This is a genomic window from Collinsella sp. AF33-16, assembly GCF_003475325.1.
Classification (GTDB): domain Bacteria; phylum Actinomycetota; class Coriobacteriia; order Coriobacteriales; family Coriobacteriaceae; genus Collinsella.
The window spans coordinates 1-19,527 of record NZ_QRQC01000005.1 but is presented as its reverse complement, the minus strand read 5'-3'; the positions used below and the strand labels follow the sequence as shown (position 1 = coordinate 19,527).

The 19,527-nt window shown below is 58.4% G+C and carries 12 protein-coding genes and 1 rRNA gene; 4 read left to right on the top strand and 9 right to left on the bottom strand.

The features are described from left to right. Positions 1-37 precede the first annotated feature (37 nt). The 5 genes from DWZ52_RS02785 to uvrA form a co-directional block, all read right to left on the bottom strand. Entirely contained in the window at positions 38-1,651 is a 1,614-nt protein-coding gene (locus tag DWZ52_RS02785; RefSeq protein WP_117638004.1) for an ABC transporter substrate-binding protein, read from the bottom strand. A 365-nt stretch (positions 1,652-2,016) separates the two neighbouring features. Then, the gene (uvrC, locus tag DWZ52_RS02780; protein WP_370448264.1) at positions 2,017-3,957 is read right to left on the bottom strand and encodes an excinuclease ABC subunit UvrC; all 1,941 of its coding nucleotides are present in this window, start codon (positions 3,955-3,957) and stop codon (positions 2,017-2,019) included. A 6-nt stretch (positions 3,958-3,963) separates the two neighbouring features. After that, complete coding sequence (murJ, locus tag DWZ52_RS02775; protein WP_233547248.1) at positions 3,964-5,646, bottom strand: murein biosynthesis integral membrane protein MurJ; 1,683 nt, start codon at positions 5,644-5,646, stop codon at positions 3,964-3,966. A 3-nt stretch (positions 5,647-5,649) separates the two neighbouring features. Next, complete coding sequence (gene ybaK / locus DWZ52_RS02770; protein ID WP_089573609.1) at positions 5,650-6,150, bottom strand: Cys-tRNA(Pro) deacylase; 501 nt, start codon at positions 6,148-6,150, stop codon at positions 5,650-5,652. Between the two features lie 132 nt (positions 6,151-6,282). Further along, complete coding sequence (gene uvrA, locus DWZ52_RS02765) at positions 6,283-9,162, bottom strand: excinuclease ABC subunit UvrA (protein ID WP_118384873.1); 2,880 nt, start codon at positions 9,160-9,162, stop codon at positions 6,283-6,285. A gap of 193 nt (positions 9,163-9,355) precedes the next feature. On the opposite strand from uvrA, the gene DWZ52_RS02760 reads away from it, so the two are divergent. From DWZ52_RS02760 to DWZ52_RS02745, 4 genes are all read left to right on the top strand, one after another. Then, the gene (locus DWZ52_RS02760; protein ID WP_158572401.1) at positions 9,356-11,509 is read left to right on the top strand and encodes an LTA synthase family protein; all 2,154 of its coding nucleotides are present in this window, start codon (positions 9,356-9,358) and stop codon (positions 11,507-11,509) included. A gap of 145 nt (positions 11,510-11,654) precedes the next feature. Continuing rightward, positions 11,655-12,485, top strand: coding sequence for an Mrp/NBP35 family ATP-binding protein (locus DWZ52_RS02755; protein WP_022094864.1), 831 nt, complete (start codon positions 11,655-11,657; stop codon positions 12,483-12,485). After that, positions 12,486-13,757, top strand: coding sequence for an NAD(P)/FAD-dependent oxidoreductase (locus tag DWZ52_RS02750; RefSeq protein WP_117862272.1), 1,272 nt, complete (start codon positions 12,486-12,488; stop codon positions 13,755-13,757). Positions 13,758-13,837: 80 nt separating this feature from the next. Continuing rightward, the gene (locus tag DWZ52_RS02745) at positions 13,838-15,478 is read left to right on the top strand and encodes an NAD(P)/FAD-dependent oxidoreductase (protein WP_118384871.1); all 1,641 of its coding nucleotides are present in this window, start codon (positions 13,838-13,840) and stop codon (positions 15,476-15,478) included. Positions 15,479-15,543: 65 nt separating this feature from the next. On the opposite strand, the gene uvrB is transcribed toward DWZ52_RS02745, so the two are convergent. The 4 genes from uvrB to rrf form a co-directional block, all read right to left on the bottom strand. Next, complete coding sequence (uvrB, locus tag DWZ52_RS02740) at positions 15,544-17,784, bottom strand: excinuclease ABC subunit UvrB (protein ID WP_118384870.1); 2,241 nt, start codon at positions 17,782-17,784, stop codon at positions 15,544-15,546. A 51-nt stretch (positions 17,785-17,835) separates the two neighbouring features. Then, a complete protein-coding gene (locus DWZ52_RS02735; RefSeq protein ID WP_118384869.1) occupies positions 17,836-18,417 on the bottom strand; it encodes a lytic transglycosylase domain-containing protein in 582 nt (193 codons plus the stop codon). Further along, positions 18,410-19,051: a dephospho-CoA kinase gene (gene coaE, locus DWZ52_RS02730; RefSeq protein ID WP_118384868.1), complete on the bottom strand. Its 642-nt coding sequence runs from the start codon at positions 19,049-19,051 to the stop codon at positions 18,410-18,412. Before coaE ends, DWZ52_RS02735 begins: the two co-directional genes overlap by 8 nt. A gap of 195 nt (positions 19,052-19,246) precedes the next feature. Continuing rightward, positions 19,247-19,362: ribosomal RNA gene (gene rrf, locus DWZ52_RS02725) — 5S ribosomal RNA — on the bottom strand. Between the last annotated feature and the right edge of the window lie 165 nt (positions 19,363-19,527).

Below are 19,527 nucleotides of genomic sequence, written 5' to 3'. Positions count from 1 at the left end.
CAACGACCGACATCCTGCATACAGACTCAAGCGAGTCTTACGCCTTGACGGTCGCAACGCCCCTGAAGGACATGCTCGTCGTACCGATGCCCTTGAAGCCATCGAGGGCCTCTCCGTTGGGCGCAGTGGACGGATCGTCCCAGGAAGCGGAGACGGTCTTGACGTGGACAACGGGGTACAGAACGGCATTGTCGGCAATGATGTCGAAGCACTCGTTCCACTTCTTCTGCTGCTCGTCGCCCTCGGCGGCAAGAGCCTCGTCCATGAGACCGTGGAGCTTCTGCCACTCAGCGGACTCCTTCCACGGGCAACGGGTCTGCATCCAGACGTTGTCGCCGTACCACCAGTTGAGCAGCAGGTCGGGGTCGGCACCGAAGCAGGAAGGATCGCCAGGGGCAAGGAGGATATCGTAGGCCTCGCCGCCGTCGATGGCAGCGTAGGTGGCCGGCGAGGTATCGGTCTGGATGGTCACATCGAAGCCGAGGGCGTCGAGGTCGTTCTTGACCTGGGCGGCCATGCCCTTAATCTGCTCGTTGTCGGTGGTGCGCAGGGTGATGGCACCCGGGGTGATGCCAGACTCCTCGATGAGCTTCTTAGCCTTCTTGGCGTCGGTCTTGTACACCGTGGAAGCCTCATGATAGTTGGTGAAGCTCTTGGGCAGGTAGCAGCTGGCAGCGGTGGCAAGGCCGGCGAAGGTGTTGCTGACCATCTTCTCGGTGTCGAGCGCATACATGACAGCCTGGCGGACCTTGACGTTGTTCCAAGGCTCCTTGGCGACGTTGAACATGATGAAGCGGGTGCCGAAACCCTGAACGTTATCGATCTTGCAGCCGGCGCTCTCGAGCTGGTCGACGGCGTCAGCGGTAACGAGCTCCATAACGAGCGTGGAGCCCTCCTGCTGAGCGGTAACGCGAGCGGTGGGGTCGGTCAGGATGCTGTACTGGATCTTCTTATCCTCGGCAGCATACTCACCGTTGTACTCGGGGTTGGGAACCAGGGTGATCTCGGTATCGGAGATAGAGTCGTACATCCAGGGGCCGGAGCCGATCGGCTGCTTGGCGCGATCCTCCTCGGTCTGGGTGGCCGGGGTAACGCGGACGATGGCCAGACGATCCTTGAGCAGGGAGAAGTTGGGGACCTTGGTCTTGACCGTCACGGTGCTGGCGTCCTTGGCCTCGATGGACTCGAAGGGCTGGAAGAACGGAGCATAGGTAGCGGAAGCGGCGCAAGCGGTGTAGGAGGCAACGACATCGTCAGCGGTGACCTCGGTGCCATCGGAAAACTTGGCGCCCTTGCGGATGGTGACCTCGAAAGTGGTGTCGTCCACAGACTTGGGATCGTCGGTGGCGAGCTCGTTGAAGGTGCTGTAGTCGTGGTAATCGATGCCGTAGAGGCCCTCGACGACGTGCCAGTTAGCACCCAGGCCCACAGCGGAGCCGGTGCTGGCGGGATCGAAGCTGGACGGAGCGTAAGCGGAACCAGCGGTGATCACGCCGCCGCCACGGTTGGCGGAATCGGTGGAACCGGAAGCGGAACCCTCGTCGTTGGAGCTGCCACCGCAGCCGGTGAGACCAAGCCCTGCGACAGCAGCGACGCTGCCGGTGAGGCCGAGGAACGAACGCCTGGACATACCCTTGTTGATGATGGCCATGTCTTCTCCTATCAATAGAGAATCTTACCCGGGAGCACCTAGACGTGCCCCCGCGCAACTTGCGGACGATATATACCTTACCTACCGACGAACCCAACTGAGGTGCCGCGCTCGGCGACCGATACATACATACGCTTGAACGGTATTTACTACCGTTCACCGAATTCATTGACAAACGATTCGCCAGACAGTATGTATCGACGAGGTGAGATATCAGTCTTCGTCAACCCGCAGGATAGCAGGGTTGTTCACCATGGCTAGTCAAACGTTTTAGCGTTAATTAAACCCGAAATCGGCTGGTAATCGCCGTGAAATAAATGATTGAAAATCACGCAATCATGTATATCAGTTGTTTAGAGGCGTGTTTAGTTTTCGGATTGCTTTGCCGCCGCCTCGGCGCGCTCGGCATTCCATGCAACGAGCGCCTCGTGAACCGCTTTGGCGACATCGGCAGGAATGCCTCGAACTTCCGCGATCTCTTGCTCGCTCGCCGCGCGCAAACGCTTCATCGAGCCAAAATGGCGCATAAGGGCACGTTTTCTGGTGGGTCCCACGCCTGGAACGTCATCGAGTACCGAAACCGTCATGGCTTTATCGCGCAATTCGCGATGGAACGTGATGGCAAAACGGTGCGATTCATCGCGCACCTGTTTAATTAGATAGAGCGACGCGGACCCGGTCGGCAGCACGACTGGAGTCTCGTCCCAAGGCACGAAAACCTCCTCATCGGCCTTTGCCAAGCCACAAACTGGTATATCGAGCCCAAGAGCCTCAAGTTGCTTGATCGCAGCGGTCAATTGCGGCTTACCGCCATCGACAACGAGCAAATCGGGGCGCGAGCCAAAGCGCTCGTCGGCCATACGCTCGGGAGCATAACGTCGTCCCAAAACCTCGGACATCGACACGAAGTCGTTTGCCTCGTCCAATTCGGCCTGAATTTTAAAACGACGATACTGACTCTTGTCGGCGCGCCCGTTGGTAAACACCACCATCGAGGCGACCGTGAAGGTGCCATGCAGTGTAGAGATATCGAAGCACTCGATACGCAACGGCGGCGATGGCAGCGCCAACGCACTTTCGAGCTCCAGGAGCGCTTGATTGGTGCGGTCGTCAGCGTACCCCGTTCGCATCATGTAGCGCATGAGAGCATGGCGCGCATTTTTGGATGCCATATCGAGCAGACGGTGCTTTTCGCCACGCTGCGGCCTATGGAGATGGCAGGAACGCTCACGCTTGCCCGCAAGCCACTCCCCCAGCGCCTCCGCATCCTCAAGCTCGACGGAAAGGTTGACCTCAGCTGGAATATCAGCCGTCTCGTCGTAATAGCGCTTAAGAAAGCCCGACTGGAGCTCTTCCTCGTCAACATCAAGACCCTTGTCGAGAATGAACTCGCAGGTGCGAACTGTTCGGCCCTCGCGAACGACGAAGACGCAAGCGGCGGAGATGGTCTCCTCGCGATAGAAACCGATGACATCTATATCGACACTGGAGGGAAAAACGACTTGCTGACGATCGTCCAGACCCCTGATGACCTCCAAACGACGTTTGACGCGTGCCGCGCGCTCAAAGTCGAGCACCTCAGCGGCATCCGTCATCTCGGAGGTCAGCTCATCGACGACATCCTTGCGATGGCCCGACAAAAAGCGCTCGACACGCTTGACGTTCTTGGCATAGTCTGCCGGGGAAATCACGCCGACACACGCACCCGGGCCGCGCCCGACATGGTAGTCAAAGCAGGGGCGCCCGTTTTGCGCGCAAATCATATTGACGATGTCTTCCTCGCCCTTGTGGGACTCGACGATACGGCGACAACGACGCCACTCCGCACAGGATGCGGAGCAGATGGGGATAACCTTGCGCAGCGTATCTATCGTCTCACGTGCCGCGCGGCTATCGGTATAAGGTCCAAAATAGCGCGTTCCCGGCTTATGACGCTCACGCGTGTATTTGATAGCGGGATACAGGTCGCCCTTTGTAATGGCGATAAAGGGGTAGCTCTTGTCATCCTTGAGGTCGACGTTAAAGTACGGATGGTACTGACCAATCAAATTGCGCTCGAGCACCAACGCCTCGTGCTCGGTCTCCACCACGATATAGTCAAAGCTCGCCACCAGCTGCATCATCAGCGGGATCTTCTGGCGCTCGTCCTGCAGCGTCACGTACTGACGCATACGGGCGCGCAGGTTTTTCGCCTTGCCCACGTAGATGACATCGCCCTTGGCGTCTTTCCAAAGGTAGCAGCCGGGCTGCGTGGGAACGCGCGAAACCTGCTCGGCAAGCGTTGGAATGTTGTCGTGACCGGCCACGCGCACCTACTTGCGACGAATCAGCGCCGAGACCTCGGGCATCTTAAGGACGACGGCAAGGCCAAAGGTAACAGCAAGCGAGACGACACCCGCAACGCAAACGTAGCCAAGAGTAATCAGAATCGAGCCGCCAAGTGCCCCGACAAAGTGCTCAAGCGCCCACATGACGCCGGCGCCTGCGGCAGCACCCAGGCCACCGAGCAAAAGGCCAAAGAAACCGCCATGCAGGATAGATTTAACCTGAAGACCACGCAGACGACGACGCAGCCACCACAGCGAGCAACCGACCAAGATCACGTAGTCGACGACATACGAAAGCGCGATTGCCGGCATACCGAAGCCCAGCACAACGCCAAACAGCAGAACCGAGCCGGCCTGGCCGATGGCGGAATACAGACAATAGCGGCTATAGGGCTTCATGTCGAGCAAGGCAGAGAAGCTCTTCTGCATCAGCACGACCACGCCGTAGAGCGGCAGGGAAAGTGCCAGGTAGATAAGGAACTCCGACACCAGCGCCACACCGGACTCATCGAACTTGCCAGCGCAGTAGATCATGTTGAGCGGACGCGCGAAGACAATCAGGTACAGCGCGAATGGAATCAGGAAGAACAGCATCTGGGCGACGCCACGCGAAATGCCCGTGCGGACGCTGTCGTAATCCTTCTCCTGTGCGTCGTGAGAGAGCTCGGTATAGAGCGCCGTCGAAAGCGAGGCGGCAATCAGCGCGTAGGGCAGCGTGTACCACAGGCGCGCATAGGCGATGACGGAAGGACCAGTCTCGGGCTGGACCACCAGCGCAGCAGCGTTGGTGATAGAAGTCGAGACAAACATGCACACCGTGGCGAGCAGCGTCGGGATACCGAGCGCAATCGTCTGGCGCAGTGCGGGGTCCTTAAAGTCGATATGGATATGGGGATGCACGCCGTGCTTGCCAAGCGCGGGGATCTGGCATGCCATCTGAACAAAGACACCGAGGGTCGTACCGGCCGCAATCAAGATGATGCCGGCACGTTCGCCAAACTGTGCGGACACGGGCGCAAAGCCCATAAAGCTCGCAATGACGATCACATTGTTGAGGACCGGGGCAAACGTCGACCAGAAGTAGTCGCGGTGTGCGTTGAGGACGCCCGAAAACACCGAGCCCAAACCATAAAACAGAATCTGGATGGCAAAGAAACGGAACATGAACGCAGCGGTATCCATGCTGCCGCCGTCACCCGAAAGGAACGATTGCGTCCAGATAAAGCCTGGGGCGAACACGGTCCCCAGCAACGAAATGCCACCCAGCACCAATAGCAGAATACCGAGCAGGTTGCCCACGTACTCGTTAGAGGCCTCGCGACCCTGCTCACGCCTCACGCCCATGTACACGGGCAAAAACGCCGTCACGAGCATGCCGCCCATCACGAGTTCGTAGAGCATATTGGGCAGGTTGTTGGCGACCTGATAGGAAGACGAGAGCAGCGACATGCCGATAGCGGCCGCCATTGCCCACGTGCGGATAAAACCGGTGACGCGAGACACGATGGTCAGGATGGTCATAAGCCCGGCGGAACGACCAACCGTGGAGTAGTCCGACGAGCCCATGTCGTCAGTGTCGTCTCGCGACGAAGAAGCTTCGGATGAGGGTGTCTGAGGCGCAGATTCTTTTGCAAAATGAGCTCCGCACTTCAATTCTTCCTGCGGCATCGCTCAGTCCTCTCTCGTAATCGGGGCGACCGTCGCCCCGCAAAATGCAATTAAATCATCAGGTGCAAGCTCAAGCTGATAACCACGCTTGCCTCCCGAAATAAAAATGGTATCCCAAAGGACACATGTCTCATCAATGAGCGTCCGGTAGCGTTTTTTCATACCGACCGGACTGCAGCCGCCGCGAACGTAGCCAGTCGCCGCAAGCAAATCCTTCACATGCATCATGGCCAAGGACTTCTCCCCCGCGGCACGCGCGGCGGACTTTAGATCGAGCTCGTCGGCAACAGGGATGCAGCACACGACGTGGTCGTTGGACGGCGTCACGCAGACCAAGGTCTTAAATCCTTGTCCGGGCTCCTCGCCAAGCTGCTCCGAAATCGCGACCCCCAGGCCCGCCGACTCATCACCATCGTCTTCGTACGTATGTAGAACATAGGAAATGCCGGCGCTTTCCAGCTCGCGCATCGCATTGGTTTTTGGCGTCTTTACAGCCTTTGCCATGGCATATCCTTTCCCTCGCATTCGGACGCAAGGATTAAGTATATGTCCAATTCGGCTGCATACGTCACTTCGACACAGCAAGCGCCATCGAATCACAAGGAGTCGATGGCGCCCATAAACTGAATCGCCTATTTATTGAGCATCAAGTTGAGCCTGACGCTCCCGGTCACGCCTGAGCAACGGCGCCAAAAACTTGCCCGTATAACTCTGCGGACAGTCCGCAACCTGCTCCGGTGTGCCCGAAACCACGACGGTTCCGCCGCCGTTACCGCCCTCGGGGCCCATATCGATCAGGCGGTCGGCAACCTTGATGACATCAAGGTTGTGTTCAATCACCAGCACCGTGTTGCCCGCATCGACCAAGCGCTGCAGCACATCGAGCAGCTGGCGGACGTCCTCAAAATGAAGGCCGGTCGTCGGCTCATCCAAAATATAGAACGTCTTGCCCGTCTGGCGTCGATGAAGCTCCTTGGCGAGCTTCACACGCTGCGCCTCGCCGCCCGAGAGCGTCGTAGCGGGCTGGCCCAGGCTCACGTAGCCCAAGCCTACATCGTACAGCGTCTGGAGCTTGCGCTTAATCTGCGGGATATTCCCAAAGAAGGCCAGTGCCTCGGTGACGCTCATGTCGAGCACGTCCGAGATGGTCTTACCACGGTAGGTGACCTCAAGCGTCTCGCGGTTATAGCGTTTGCCGCCGCAGACCTCACAGGGAACATAGATATCGGGAAGGAAGTGCATCTCGATCTTAATTTGTCCGTCGCCCTTGCATGCTTCGCAGCGACCGCCGCTCACGTTAAAGGAGAAACGTCCCGGCGAGTAGCCGCGCGCCTTCGACTCCGGCGTACTCGCAAACAGCGCGCGAAGATCATCCCACAGGCCAATGTACGTAGCAGGGTTGGAACGCGGCGTGCGGCCAATCGGCGACTGGTCGATATCGATAACCTTATCGATACACTCGATGCCCTCGATTTTCTTATACGGACCCACAGGGCGCGTCGAACGGTGAATGGCATTCGTAAGGGCAGGTGCGATAGTGTCGGTAACCAGGGAGCTCTTACCCGATCCCGACACGCCGGTAACGACCGTAAGCGTACCAAACTCGATCTTGGCGGTAACGTTTTTGAGGTTGTTGGCGCGGGCGCCCGTGATCTTAAGGCAGCCGCGACCGGGCTTGCGGCGCTCATCGGGAACCCGGATCATTCGTTTGCCGGTCAGATAAGCGCCCGTCATCGACTCGGGACACGCCATGATATCGGCAGGCGTTCCCGCCGCGACTACGTGTCCGCCGTTCACGCCCGCGCCGGGGCCCATGTCGATCACATAGTCGGCAGCACGAATCGTATCCTCATCATGCTCGACGACGATGACGGTATTGCCGATATCGCGTAGGCGCTCAAGCGTCTTGATCAGGCGCTCGTTATCGCGCTGATGGAGGCCAATCGATGGCTCGTCCAAAATGTACAGGACACCCATGAGGCCGGCGCCGATCTGCGTTGCCAGGCGAATGCGCTGGGCCTCGCCTCCGGAAAGCGTCGCCGAGGCACGATCGAGGGTCAGATAGTCGAGTCCGACATCGACCAGAAAACGCAGGCACTCCAGGATTTCCTTGACGATGCGTCCGCCGATAAACTGTTGGCGCTCGGTGAGTTCCAGGCCCTCAAAAAACTCGAGCGACTCACGGCACGACAGACAACAAACCTCGTAAATGGACTTGCCGCCCACGGTGACGGCGAGCATCTCGGGGCGCAAACGAGCGCCGTGGCAGCTCGAGCACGGCTCCTCGCGGATGTACTTCTCCAAGCGCGCCTTGGTGTTCTCATTCGTCGTCTCGGTATAGCGCTCGTACAGGATATTGCGCACACCCGAGAACTTGGTGTCCCACTGGCTGCGGCGCCCATCGAGCTTTTGATAGTCGACCGAAATCTTCGTATCGCCCAGGCCATCCAAGAATGCACGACGCACGCGAGGGGGCAAGTCCTCCCACGGCGTATCGGTGCTCACCTTAAAGTGTTTGCAGACCGCAGCAAAAATCTGCGGATAGTAGTTCGAATTGCCAAACAGGCTACCAAAGACTCCGTCGGCAATGGACTTCGAGGGGTCCTCGATCAGCGCCTCGGCATCAACGGTTTTCTTAAAGCCCAGGCCGTCGCACTCAGGACATGCGCCATAGGGAGCGTTGAACGAAAAATCACGCGGCTGAAGATCGTCAATGGAGTGACCATGCTCCGGGCACGCCAAGGCCAACGAATACTCCAGCAGCTCGCCCTCGGTCCCCTCGGGGGCATCACGATCGGGCAGCATGTACACGTTTACATTGCCGTGAGCCAGCGCGGTCGCCTGCTCAACAGACTCGGCGATACGGCCCAGCGAGTTCTCGCGGATCACGATGCGATCGACCACGACCTCGATATCGTGCTTGAACTTCTTGTCCAGATCGATCGGATCGTCGAGCGAGCGCACTTCGCCGTCGACACGCACGCGGCTAAAGCCCTCGGCGCGAAGGTCCTCAAACAGCTTGGTGTACTCGCCTTTTCGCCCGCGCACCACCGGTGCCAGCACAAACGCGCGGCGGCCCTCCCCCGCCGCCAGGACCTTATCGGCGACCTGGTCGGTCGTCTGGCGCTCAATGACGCGGCCGCATTCGGGACAGTGCGGGGTGCCCACACGGGCGAACAGCAGACGCAGATAGTCATAAATCTCGGTTACGGTGCCAACCGTCGAGCGAGGGTTTTTAGATGTCGTCTTTTGGTCGATCGACACCGCCGGCGAAAGGCCGTCGATTGAATCCAAGTCGGGTTTGTCCATCTGGCCCAAGAACTGGCGCGCATAACTCGAAAGGCTCTCGACGTATCGACGCTGGCCCTCGGCATAGATAGTGTCGAATGCCAGCGAACTCTTGCCCGAGCCAGAAAGACCGGTAATGACCACGAGTTGGTCACGCGGAATGGAAACATCGATATCACGGAGGTTGTGCTCACGAGCGCCGCGAATAACGATAGAGGAATCAGACATGGAAGCTCCTTGCCTCCTATTGCATCGAATCATACTGCCGATGAGTTTAGCGCACTCGACGCGCACAGATGTTCGTAATACAAGATTCGCAGACCTTTAGCTTTGCGTATCGGGCGCTTTGTTTCTCGAAATGCCGTGGAAAGGTTACAGTAATCTAATACTGAACTTAATTTGCTGTACCAGAGGAACGTCCATGACCGAAGATATCCCCCTTGAAATCACTTCGAGCGACATGGCCAATCTGCCCATATTCATCGCCGTCCTTATCGTGGCCGCCGTCGTCGTGCGCGTGTATTTTTCAATCAAACGCAACGAAAAGCCACCCATTGCCCGCGTCTTTTGGTGCGCGACGCTCCTCATCCCGCTCGGCGTGGTAGCTGCATGGATTACGAATCAATCGCTCGTAAATGAGGGCAGCTCCCTATGGGTCCTTTCTTATTCGGCGCTCGGTGCTGCCGCCGTCATGCTTCTTGTCGAGCCCTTGGTTTCGGGACTTATCGACCAAACCGACCTTGCGACGGGAACGGTTGCCTGTATTTGCCGCGACATCCTTGTCATCGCCGCTGTTTCAGCGCTCTCGTTCGTTTCAATCGAAATTGCCTGCAACGAAACGCTCTATCGCATTCCCGCCAACTCATTCGGGTTTTCCGTCGGGTTGCTCGCGACGGTTCTGCTCTCCCTTTATTTGCTGGGACAGCGTCATGGAGGCGTCATGGTCCTCGTGCCCGTCGTCTGTTGCATCCTTGGCATTGCCGAGCACTTCGTCATAACGTTTAAAGGCGAAGCCATCCTGCCAAGCGATATCTTGGCCCTTGGCACCGCAATGGAAGTGAGCGAGGGATACGAGTTTACCTTTACCGCCGGAATCGTAACCTCTCTCGCCCTGCTGGAGATTTCCCTGGGGCTTCTTTCGCTCATCCGACCGCGAAAGCTCCGTACGCCCACCCATGTCTTCCCCGCTATCGCCGCTAACCTCTGTGCTTTTCTGCTAGTGACCGTTGTGGGGCTCTCAGGCTTTTCCAACATCGACTTGGAGCAGGCGCTGGATTTTGGATTTGACCGTTGGCAGCCCATCACCACGTATGCGTCTCAGGGTTTTATCACTTCGTTCACCGAAATGGTCAACGAGTTGCCCATTGAGAAGCCCGAAGACTATACGCCCGATGAGGCGCAGAGCATCGAGCAGGAGCTCGCCGCCGTCTACGACAGCACATATGGCTCGAGCGAACAGCGCGCGGCGGCCGTTGCCCAGTTCAATGAAATCAAGCCGACGATTGTTGCCGTCATGAACGAGAGTTTTAGCGACCTTTCGTGCTTTGAGCAGCTCCAGGCGGCCGGGTACTTCGGCCCCGCATTCTACAACTCGCTTCCCGACACACTTGTTCGCGGCACCATGCTCGCTTCGGTCGCCGGTGGCGGAACGGCGAACTCCGAATTCGAATTTTTGACCGGAGCGACAACGGCCTTTGTCGGATTAGGCAAGATCCCCTATCAGCTGTATCAGATGAATGGCGTAAACAGCCTGGCAAAGGACCTTAAAGAGCTTGGGTATACCACTACCGCTATGCACCCGCAAAACCCCGTCAACTACCATCGAGATAAAATCTATCAGCAGCTGGGCTTTGGAGACTTTCTTTCAATCGGCGATTTCGAAGGTGCGCCCTATTACCATGCCGGCGTATGCGACTACGCCACCTACGACAAGATACTCGACCTGCTTAGAACCGACGAAGCGCCGCAGTTCATCTTTGACGTCACGATGCAAAATCACGGCGGCTACGACTATGGCACCGTTCCCGCCGAAGAGCTGACAAACTATTGGGTCGAGGGAGCCAGCGAAGGCGCCAACAGCGCGCTCAACACCTATCTCACCTGCATCAACGCATCCGACCGGGACCTCGAGTACTTTATCAACGAGCTCCGCAACATCGGCAGACCGGTTGTTCTTGTCTTTTTTGGCGACCATCAGCCGAGCGCCGCAACGACTCTCAACGACGAGCTGTACCCTCAGGAAGATACGGCAAGCCACGCTTTCCGTATCTATCAGTCGACATATCTCGTCTGGGCTAACTATGAGATCGCCGGCAATACCGAGCTCAACGTCTACGACACCGTCGGGGCAAACGAGATTGCAGCCATTACCCTTAATAAGATCGGCGCCCCGCTCACCAATTACCAAAAGGCCCTGCTTGCGACAAGGTCAGATGTGCCCACCATCAATGTCGCCGGCTATCTCGGTGCCGACGGGCTGCGCTACGACTTGGAATCGGAAGACAGCCCCTACGCCTCGACGATCGACAAGCTGCAGCGCATGCAATACCTCGAGTTCGCCAGCAAAGTTCAGTAAGCCCGCCCATTCGCTTGGGCCCATCGTATTGCAAGCACGCTCGGCCCAAACGCATCGCAAATGACTCCCGCTCGCAAACGAGGGTACAATGACGCTCGTGTCACATCGCGGGGCCCCGGCCCCAGCATATACAAAGGAGTCATACATGGGTTGCGAACACGCACAGGCCGCCGGCGGACAAACGTCGCCGTCGCAATTTGAGGAGAACACGCTGTCCGAGGTCAAGCGCGTCATCGCCGTGCTTTCCGGCAAGGGCGGTGTCGGCAAGTCATTTGTCACCGGTGCCATCGCCACCGAGCTTGCCCGTCACGGCCACAAGGTCGGCGTCCTCGATGCCGACATCACCGGTCCCTCTATCCCCAAGATGTTCGGTATGAGTGGACGCCACGTCCATGCCCTTGGCAACCTTATGCTGCCCGAAATCTCCGAGCACGGCGTCAAGGTCATGAGCTCCAACCTGCTGCTCCAAAACGAGACCGACCCCGTCCTTTGGCGCGGTCCGGTCATCGCAGGCGCCATTAGGCAGTTCTGGAGCGAGACCTCGTGGGGCCCCATCGACTACCTGCTGGTCGACATGCCTCCGGGAACAGGCGACGTCGCGCTCACCGTCTTCCAGTCGCTGCCCGTCGACGGCATCGTCATCGTCACGAGCCCGCAGGATCTGGTCTCGATGATCGTCGCCAAGGCGGTCAACATGGCCGAGAAGATGAACGTCCCCATTCTGGGCATTGTCGAGAACATGAGCTATATTGAGTGCCCCGACTGCGGCAAGAAGATCGAGGTCTTTGGCAAGAGCAAGCTCCCCGAGGTCGCAGAGCGCTATAACCTCGACATCTTGGGGCAGCTTCCCATTAATCCGGCACTCGCCGAGGCCTGCGATAAGGGCGAGGTCGAGACCGCGCTGCCCGATGGCATGTTGCCCAAGGCAGTCTCTGCCGTCGAGGCTATTACCCCGCACGAGACCGACGAGGCCTAAGTGAACGCGAGCGCCTTCTATGACGTCCTGGTAATCGGCGGCGGGGCTTCAGGCCTCGCCGCCGCCATTACGGCCGCACGCGCTGGCAAAAGCGTCTGCATCGTTGAGCGCGATGTCGCCTGCGGCCTTAAGCTCCTTGCGACCGGTAACGGCCGCTGCAACCTCTCCAACGAATCGATTGATCCTCAGCGGTATAACCACCCCGCATTCGTCGAATCCGTCATGGCCCCCCAGCCCGAACAAGAGCTTATGGGTTTCTTCTCCTCGCTGGGTATCATGACAACCTCCGAGGAAGGCCGGCTGTACCCGCGCTCCCTTCGCGCCGAATCGGTGCGCGACGCACTTCTCAACGCTTGCGACCGCCTAGGTATCACCTTAATCTGCGGAGCCAACGTTGCCTCGGCGTACAAAGCTTCTGAAGGCTGGGCACTCCAAATAGACCGTCCAGCGCGGGCGCTCAAGGCAAAAAAGCACGACGACCGAAAATCGGAGCTCCGCTCGCTTCGGAAGGCGCTCGCCGATGTCCCTCGCAAGAACGAGGCCCTGCAGGCACATGCCGTAATTATCGCTACGGGCGGCAACCCCACCGGTATCGCCGATACGTTTCGCCTTCCCCTCACTTCGCTGCGCCCCATCCTCTGCCCCGTATCGGCAACGGTCGTTGGCGATCGAGCGGCACTCAAGACGTTGGACGGCCTGCGCGTCCGCGCCTGCTTGACGCTCGCCCGCAATCATAATGAGCTCTGGCACGAAGACGGTGAAGTGCTGTTTCGAACCTTCGGTATCTCGGGCGTCGCTGTCTTCAACTTCTCTCGTCGTATCCAGCACGGCGATACGATCCTGCTCGACGTTTTCCCCGACCTCTCCAAAGACGAGCTGCTCGATACGCTCAACCGACGCGTTGAACTGCTCGGCCGCTTTTCACCCCGCGATCCCCGTTGGCTCGACGGCATGCTCGCCCCGCAACTCTCCCGCGTCGTCTGCACAGCGTTCGAGCAGTGCCATCCAGGCTCCAACGATGTCATCCACCTGGTCTCGATCCTCAAACACTTTAAGTTGCTCGTCGAGGGAACAGCCGAGGAGCGCTCAGCACAGGTCACGCGTGGTGGCATATCTGTCGAGAGCATCTCAACACCCAGCCTACGCGCGCGCAGCGTTGTCGACGCCCCGCTTTACGTCTGCGGTGAAGCGCTCGACATCGACGCCGATTGCGGAGGCTTTAACCTTGCGTGGGCCTGGATCTCGGGCATTCGCGCTGCAAGCAGCCTGTAGCCGCGCAGTCTATAATCAAAAACGCATTCGGGCCGTCTAGGATACCGGACGGCCTCTTTCTTGCCTCTAAGGAGACCTCGATGATTGAAATCACCCAAGTCAACGCGTCGCTCGATGAAGCCGGCGATGAAAATGCCTGTCTCATTGTTGGCAAGCGAGTCGCCAAGTGCGTCCTACGTTGCAAGGACTCCGAGATCAAGTCCATCGAGCTCCACCGCAAGTCAATCGACGCTCGCAAAAAACGAGACGTCCATTTTATCCTGAGCTTTCGTGTTGAGCTGACTAGTCCCCACCTCGAGCGAGAAGCGATCGACAGCGTTGCCGAGCGTGACCGCTCGCGCGTACGCGCGATAGAAGATGATGAGCCTTCATTCCCCTCCCCCGCCTCCGACGCACCTCAAGAACGCCCTGTCGTTGTCGGCGCCGGATGCGCCGGCCTTTTCGCTGCGCTTACGCTCGCCGAAGCAGGTCTTAAGCCCTTGCTCATCGAGCGCGGCGACCCGGCATTTCGCCGCTCGCAGGCGATCGACCTCTTTCTAAAGGAGCGCATCCTCGACCCCGAGAGCAATATCCAGTTTGGCCTGGGCGGCGCGGGAACCTTCTCGGACGGCAAACTCAATACGGGAACCAAAAATCCCGCCCATCGCCTTATCCTCGAAACCTTCGTCGAGGCGGGCGCGCCCCGCGATATTCTGTGGGATGCCAAGCCGCACATTGGCTCCGACATCCTTCCCACGGTTGTCACCGCTATATCCCAGCGCATCGAGCAGCTCGGAGGTGTCGTCCGTTATCGAACAAAGCTCGTCGACATTCGCATCGACGCGTCTGGCGCCATCACCGGTATTGATGTCCAATCGTCCCAAGACGCCGCTTGCGAGCCAATCGAGACAAAGCGCCTCATCCTCGCCTGCGGGCATTCTGCTCGCGATATTTTTGAGCTCCTTAAGGGCCACAACGTGGCCCTCGCACAAAAGACCTTTGCCATGGGCGTTCGCATCGAGCATCCGCAGCGCGACATCGACCGAGTCCAATACGGAGCCTCGGCGGGACATCCTGCCCTCGGAGCAGCCCCTTACAAGCTCGTCGCCCATCTTCCCAACGGCCGCAGCGTGTTCTCGTTTTGCATGTGCCCCGGCGGGCAGGTTGTCGCCGCCTCTTCCGAGCAGGGCCACCTGTGCGTCAACGGCGCCAGTCTCAATGCCCGCGACGGACGCAACGCAAATGCCGCCCTGCTCGTTAACGTCACGCCCGAGGACCTTCCCAACGATGACCCGCTCGCCGGCATCGAGCTCCAGCGTGCCTGCGAGGCGGCCGCCTATCGCCTGGGCGGTTCCAACTGGAACGCACCGGCACAGCTCGTCGGAGATTTCCTCGCAGGACGTGCCAGCAAGGCGCCCGGAAAGGTAAAGCCCACCTATCCGCTCGGTGTGACCTGGACGGCAATTGACGAAGCCCTGCCGCAGCATATCGTCGAGTCGCTCCGCCTGGGACTTCCCCTACTCGGAAAAAAGCTACGAGGCTACGACCGTCCCGACGCCGTTCTTACCGGCGTGGAGACTCGTTCGAGCTCACCGGTCACTGTCACCCGAGACCGAACGTGCCATGCCGTGTCGACCCCGGGTCTCTATCCTTGCGGTGAGGGAGCTGGATATGCCGGCGGCATCATGAGCGCGGCCACCGACGGCATTCGTTGTGCCGAAGCCCTGATCGCAGACCTCTAACGCACGAATTCCAGCGCGCAAAAGACATAGGCCCCGAGCTCCACAGGGGACTCGGGGCCTGTTTGCTATTTCTTAAACCGTGCACCCTGGCGTTTTCTGCCCGATGCGAAAGTGGAACCCTTGCGGGCCTGCGAACGTAAGCGCTCGATCGTCTCGTCCTCAGACGCGCCCTCGAGCATCGCCCGAATCTGAACGACGGCATCGCGCAGGCGCGCCGCCTCCTCAAAGTCCATGGCGGCAGAAGCGTTACGCATATCCTCTTCCATGGTTTCGACGATCCGCACAAGCTCGTCATGCGGCAGTTCTTCCAACTGTTCCGCAAGTGTCTGCTCGGGCGCCACCGTTTCCGGCACACCGCCCTCGCCCGACTCATCGGGCGTATAGAATGCGCCATGGCCAAGAGAGTCGCCCTTCGAGCGTCCCTTGGAGCCCACAGTTTTTTCGGCCTCGGCAATAAAGCTCGAAATGTCGTTGATGGCCTTGCGCACCGTCTTGGGCACAATGCCGTGTTCTTCGTTGTAGGCCATCTGTATCTCACGACGGCGCTGCGTCTCCTCGATGGCTTCTTTCATCGAATCGGTCACGACGTCGGCGTACATGATGACTTCGCCGTCGGCATTGCGGGCCGCACGGCCAATTGTCTGAATCAGCGAACGGCGGTTACGCAAGAAACCTTCCTTATCGGCATCGAGAATTGCCACCAGCGAGACCTCGGGGAGGTCTAGACCCTCGCGGAGCAGGTTGATGCCAACGAGAACATCGATCTTGCCCTCGCGCAACGTTCGCAGAATCTCGACACGGTCCATCGTCGCCGTATCGGAGTGCATGTAGTTGACCTTAATGCCGGCATCGAGCAGGTGATCGGTCAGATCCTCGGCCATGCGCTTGGTCAGCGTGGTCACCAGCACGCGCTCCTTGCGGGCCACGCGCTCGCGAATCTCGTCCTCAAGATCGTCAATCTGGCCTCGGACCGGACGAACGTCGATTTTGGGATCGAGCAGGCCGGTCGGTCGAATAATCTGTTCAACATCGTTTTGACTCACGCGCAACTCATAGTCACCCGGCGTGGCCGAAACGTAGATGAACTGCGGGATCCTCGCCTCAAACTCATCGAAGCGAAGTGGACGGTTGTCGAGCGCCGAGGGCAGGCGAAAACCATGTTCCACCAGGGTCACCTTACGCGAACGGTCACCTTCGTGCATGCCGCGAATCTGCGGCACCGTCACATGGCTCTCGTCGATGATGCAGAGCATGTCCTTGGGAAAGTAGTCAATCAAGGTAAACGGCGGCTCGCCCGGTTTACGTCCATCCAGATGGCGCGAGTAGTTCTCGATGCCGTTGCAAAAGCCCATCGTCTCGAGCATCTCGAGGTCATAATCGGTCCGCTGCTGCAGGCGCTGTGCCTCGAGCAACTTATCAGTCGCCTTGAGCTCCGCCACGCGCTTTTCGCATTCTTCGCTGATCGATTTCAGGGCCGCCTTCACCTTTGGCTTCTCGGTCACGTAGTGCGAAGCCGGCCACACGGGAATCGCTTCGTACTCACGCAACATCTCACCGGTAACCTCATCGATCTCGGCAATCAGTTCGACCTCGTCACCAAAGAACTCAAAGCGCAACGGATGCTCGGCATAGGGCGGATACACGTCGACGACATCACCGCGCACGCGGAAGGTACCGCGCGCCAAATCATAGTCATTGCGGTCGTATTGAATGTCGATGAGCGCATGGATAAAGTCATCGCGCTCGAGCGGCACCTTCTTGTCGACGTTCGGCGCCAGGCCCGCGTAGTCCTCGGGAGAGCCGATACCGTAGATGCACGAGACCGATGCGACGACGATCACATCGCGTCGAGAAAGCAGCGATGCTGTCGCCTGATGGCGCAGCATCTCGACCTCTTCGTTAATCGAGGAGTCTTTCTCGATATACGTATCACTCTGCGGTACATATGCCTCGGGTTGATAATAGTCGTAGTACGAGACGAAGTAGACCACAGCGTTGTTGGGAAAGAATTCTTTGAGCTCGCTCGCAAGCTGTGCGGCGAGGGTTTTGTTGGGGGCCATGACCAGCGTCGGCTTCCCCAGGGCCTCAATAGTCTTAGCCATCGTGAAGGTCTTGCCCGAACCGGTCACGCCAAGCAAAACCTGATAGCGGTCTCCGTCCCTCACACCCTGCACAAGCGACTCAATGGCTTCAGGCTGAGAGCCTGCAGGGTCATAGGGAGACACGACCTTAAACGGCACATCAGAGCCCTCAACGCCAAAACGTTTGAGCTCTCCGCCAACACGCTCAACTTCAAAATCCGCCATGGATACTCCTAACTCATACATCTGCAGTATACGCAGGCGGCAGGCATAGTCCTATACGAACCGGTCGGGATAGAGGGTCTTATAGCGAACCCAGGCATTATTGACACGAATCAGATACGCCTGCGTCTCGGGAAAGGTGATTGCATTGTGAAGCGACGCGCTCTGCTGCGCCCAACCATCCACATTGCCCATGCCGGCGTTATATGCGGCAATAGCGCTATCCGTCGACCCGTTGAAATACGTTAAGAGATACGAGAGGTACGCGCAGCCAAACTCGATATTCGTAGCAGGATCGTTAAGGTTGTCGGCCGAATACTCCCCACCGTCGACAAGACCCTTGGCGATCATATCCTGGGCAGTCTCGGGCATCAGCTGCATCAATCCCTGAGCACCCTGATTCGACTCAGCCTCGGGATCCCAATTCGATTCCGACTTAATGACAGCGCACACCAGATACGGATCCAGATTATGCGAAATACTAGATTGCTTTACATACGCCTCGTAGTCAATGGGATACAGCGGCTTAAAGAAAGTCGCAGGAGCACACGAGTAAACGAATGAGATAAGGCCGAAGGCAAAAACGGCAGCCAGCGGTATAAGGCGATACCACGCAAAGAAACGTGTCTTAGGCATCGGCATCCTCCTTATTCGCAGTGTCTATAAACCCATGGAATGCAAGCCATGAGTCAAGCTGCTCAAAGAGCGAATTATCGCCTGCGGCATTATCAATCACCGTTGTAGCGAGATTGCACAGCGCAGACTCATCGGGCTGGCAAGCAGAACGGGCATCGAAATCAGATGGCTCCATGCCACGCTGAATAGCACGCTCGCGACGAACTGACAAAGGGGCGCTGATGACCAGAATTTCATCAGCCAAGCCAAATGCATCCTCAAAACCAGTCGGAGCAGAAACCTCGACCACCGCAAAGGAATAACGGGGAGATGAAACCGTACAGCAAACCGGATCAAGAATCCTCAGTGACAGCTGCTCAATGAGAACGGGGTGCACAATGCTATTGAGCCCCGCGACCGCATCAGGAGAAACAAAGGCTCGAGAAGCGAGGATGTTACGGCGAACGCCGCCCTCCTCGTCCAAAATATCCCAGCCAAATTCTTCCGCGAGGGCATTGACGATATCGGAGCCTGGCACATACAGCGATTTGGCAAGCTCGTCCAGATCGATAAGCATGGCGCCATGAGATTCGAGATAGCGGCAGGCAGTCGACTTACCCGAAGCAATATTGCCCAAGACAAAAACGGTAAACATCAAGTCCTCCCCAACGCCAATGGGAGTTATTATCGCGCAAATACAAAAGAAGGACTCAAAATACAGCCAAACAGTAAGACAAGCTAAAAGAAGGCGAGTTCTTGTATTACAGCTCTCTATATAACGCAAAAAAGGGGGGAGGCCGCGAGGCCTCCCCCTTCTTCAGTCCAAGCGTACGGCTCGGTGCCGTCCACCGGTCAGCGGCGCCCTGGCCTCCCACGGGCTGGCCCCGCAGTACTCTCGGCGCGATGGGGCTTAGCTTCCGGGTTCGGAACGGGACCGGGCGTGCCCCCCATGCTCTGGCCGCTGACCGGTGGGCGGCGCCCACCGTTACGGTGTCCGGTATCGCATACACGTGCCCTGGGGGCCGCATGGCGCATAGGAAAGGTCTGACTCGGGGGCATCCTCGTGCCCGGACCGCGCTTCAGAGCGCATGTCCCGCGGGCCGCGAGGTGCGGTTCCGGAAGAGCTCGGGC

Coding starts and splice junctions, on each gene's coding strand:
- DWZ52_RS02745 (WP_118384871.1), top strand. CDS start 13,838: ATGATTGAAATCACCCAAGTCAACGCGTCGCTCGATGAAGCCGGCGAT.
- murJ (WP_233547248.1), bottom strand. CDS start 5,646: ATGCCGCAGGAAGAATTGAAGTGCGGAGCTCATTTTGCAAAAGAATCT.
- coaE (WP_118384868.1), bottom strand. CDS start 19,051: ATGTTTACCGTTTTTGTCTTGGGCAATATTGCTTCGGGTAAGTCGACT.
- DWZ52_RS02760 (WP_158572401.1), top strand. CDS start 9,356: ATGACCGAAGATATCCCCCTTGAAATCACTTCGAGCGACATGGCCAAT.
- DWZ52_RS02735 (WP_118384869.1), bottom strand. CDS start 18,417: ATGCCTAAGACACGTTTCTTTGCGTGGTATCGCCTTATACCGCTGGCT.
- uvrA (WP_118384873.1), bottom strand. CDS start 9,162: ATGTCTGATTCCTCTATCGTTATTCGCGGCGCTCGTGAGCACAACCTC.
- ybaK (WP_089573609.1), bottom strand. CDS start 6,150: ATGGCAAAGGCTGTAAAGACGCCAAAAACCAATGCGATGCGCGAGCTG.
- DWZ52_RS02755 (WP_022094864.1), top strand. CDS start 11,655: ATGGGTTGCGAACACGCACAGGCCGCCGGCGGACAAACGTCGCCGTCG.
- DWZ52_RS02785 (WP_117638004.1), bottom strand. CDS start 1,651: ATGGCCATCATCAACAAGGGTATGTCCAGGCGTTCGTTCCTCGGCCTC.
- uvrB (WP_118384870.1), bottom strand. CDS start 17,784: ATGGCGGATTTTGAAGTTGAGCGTGTTGGCGGAGAGCTCAAACGTTTT.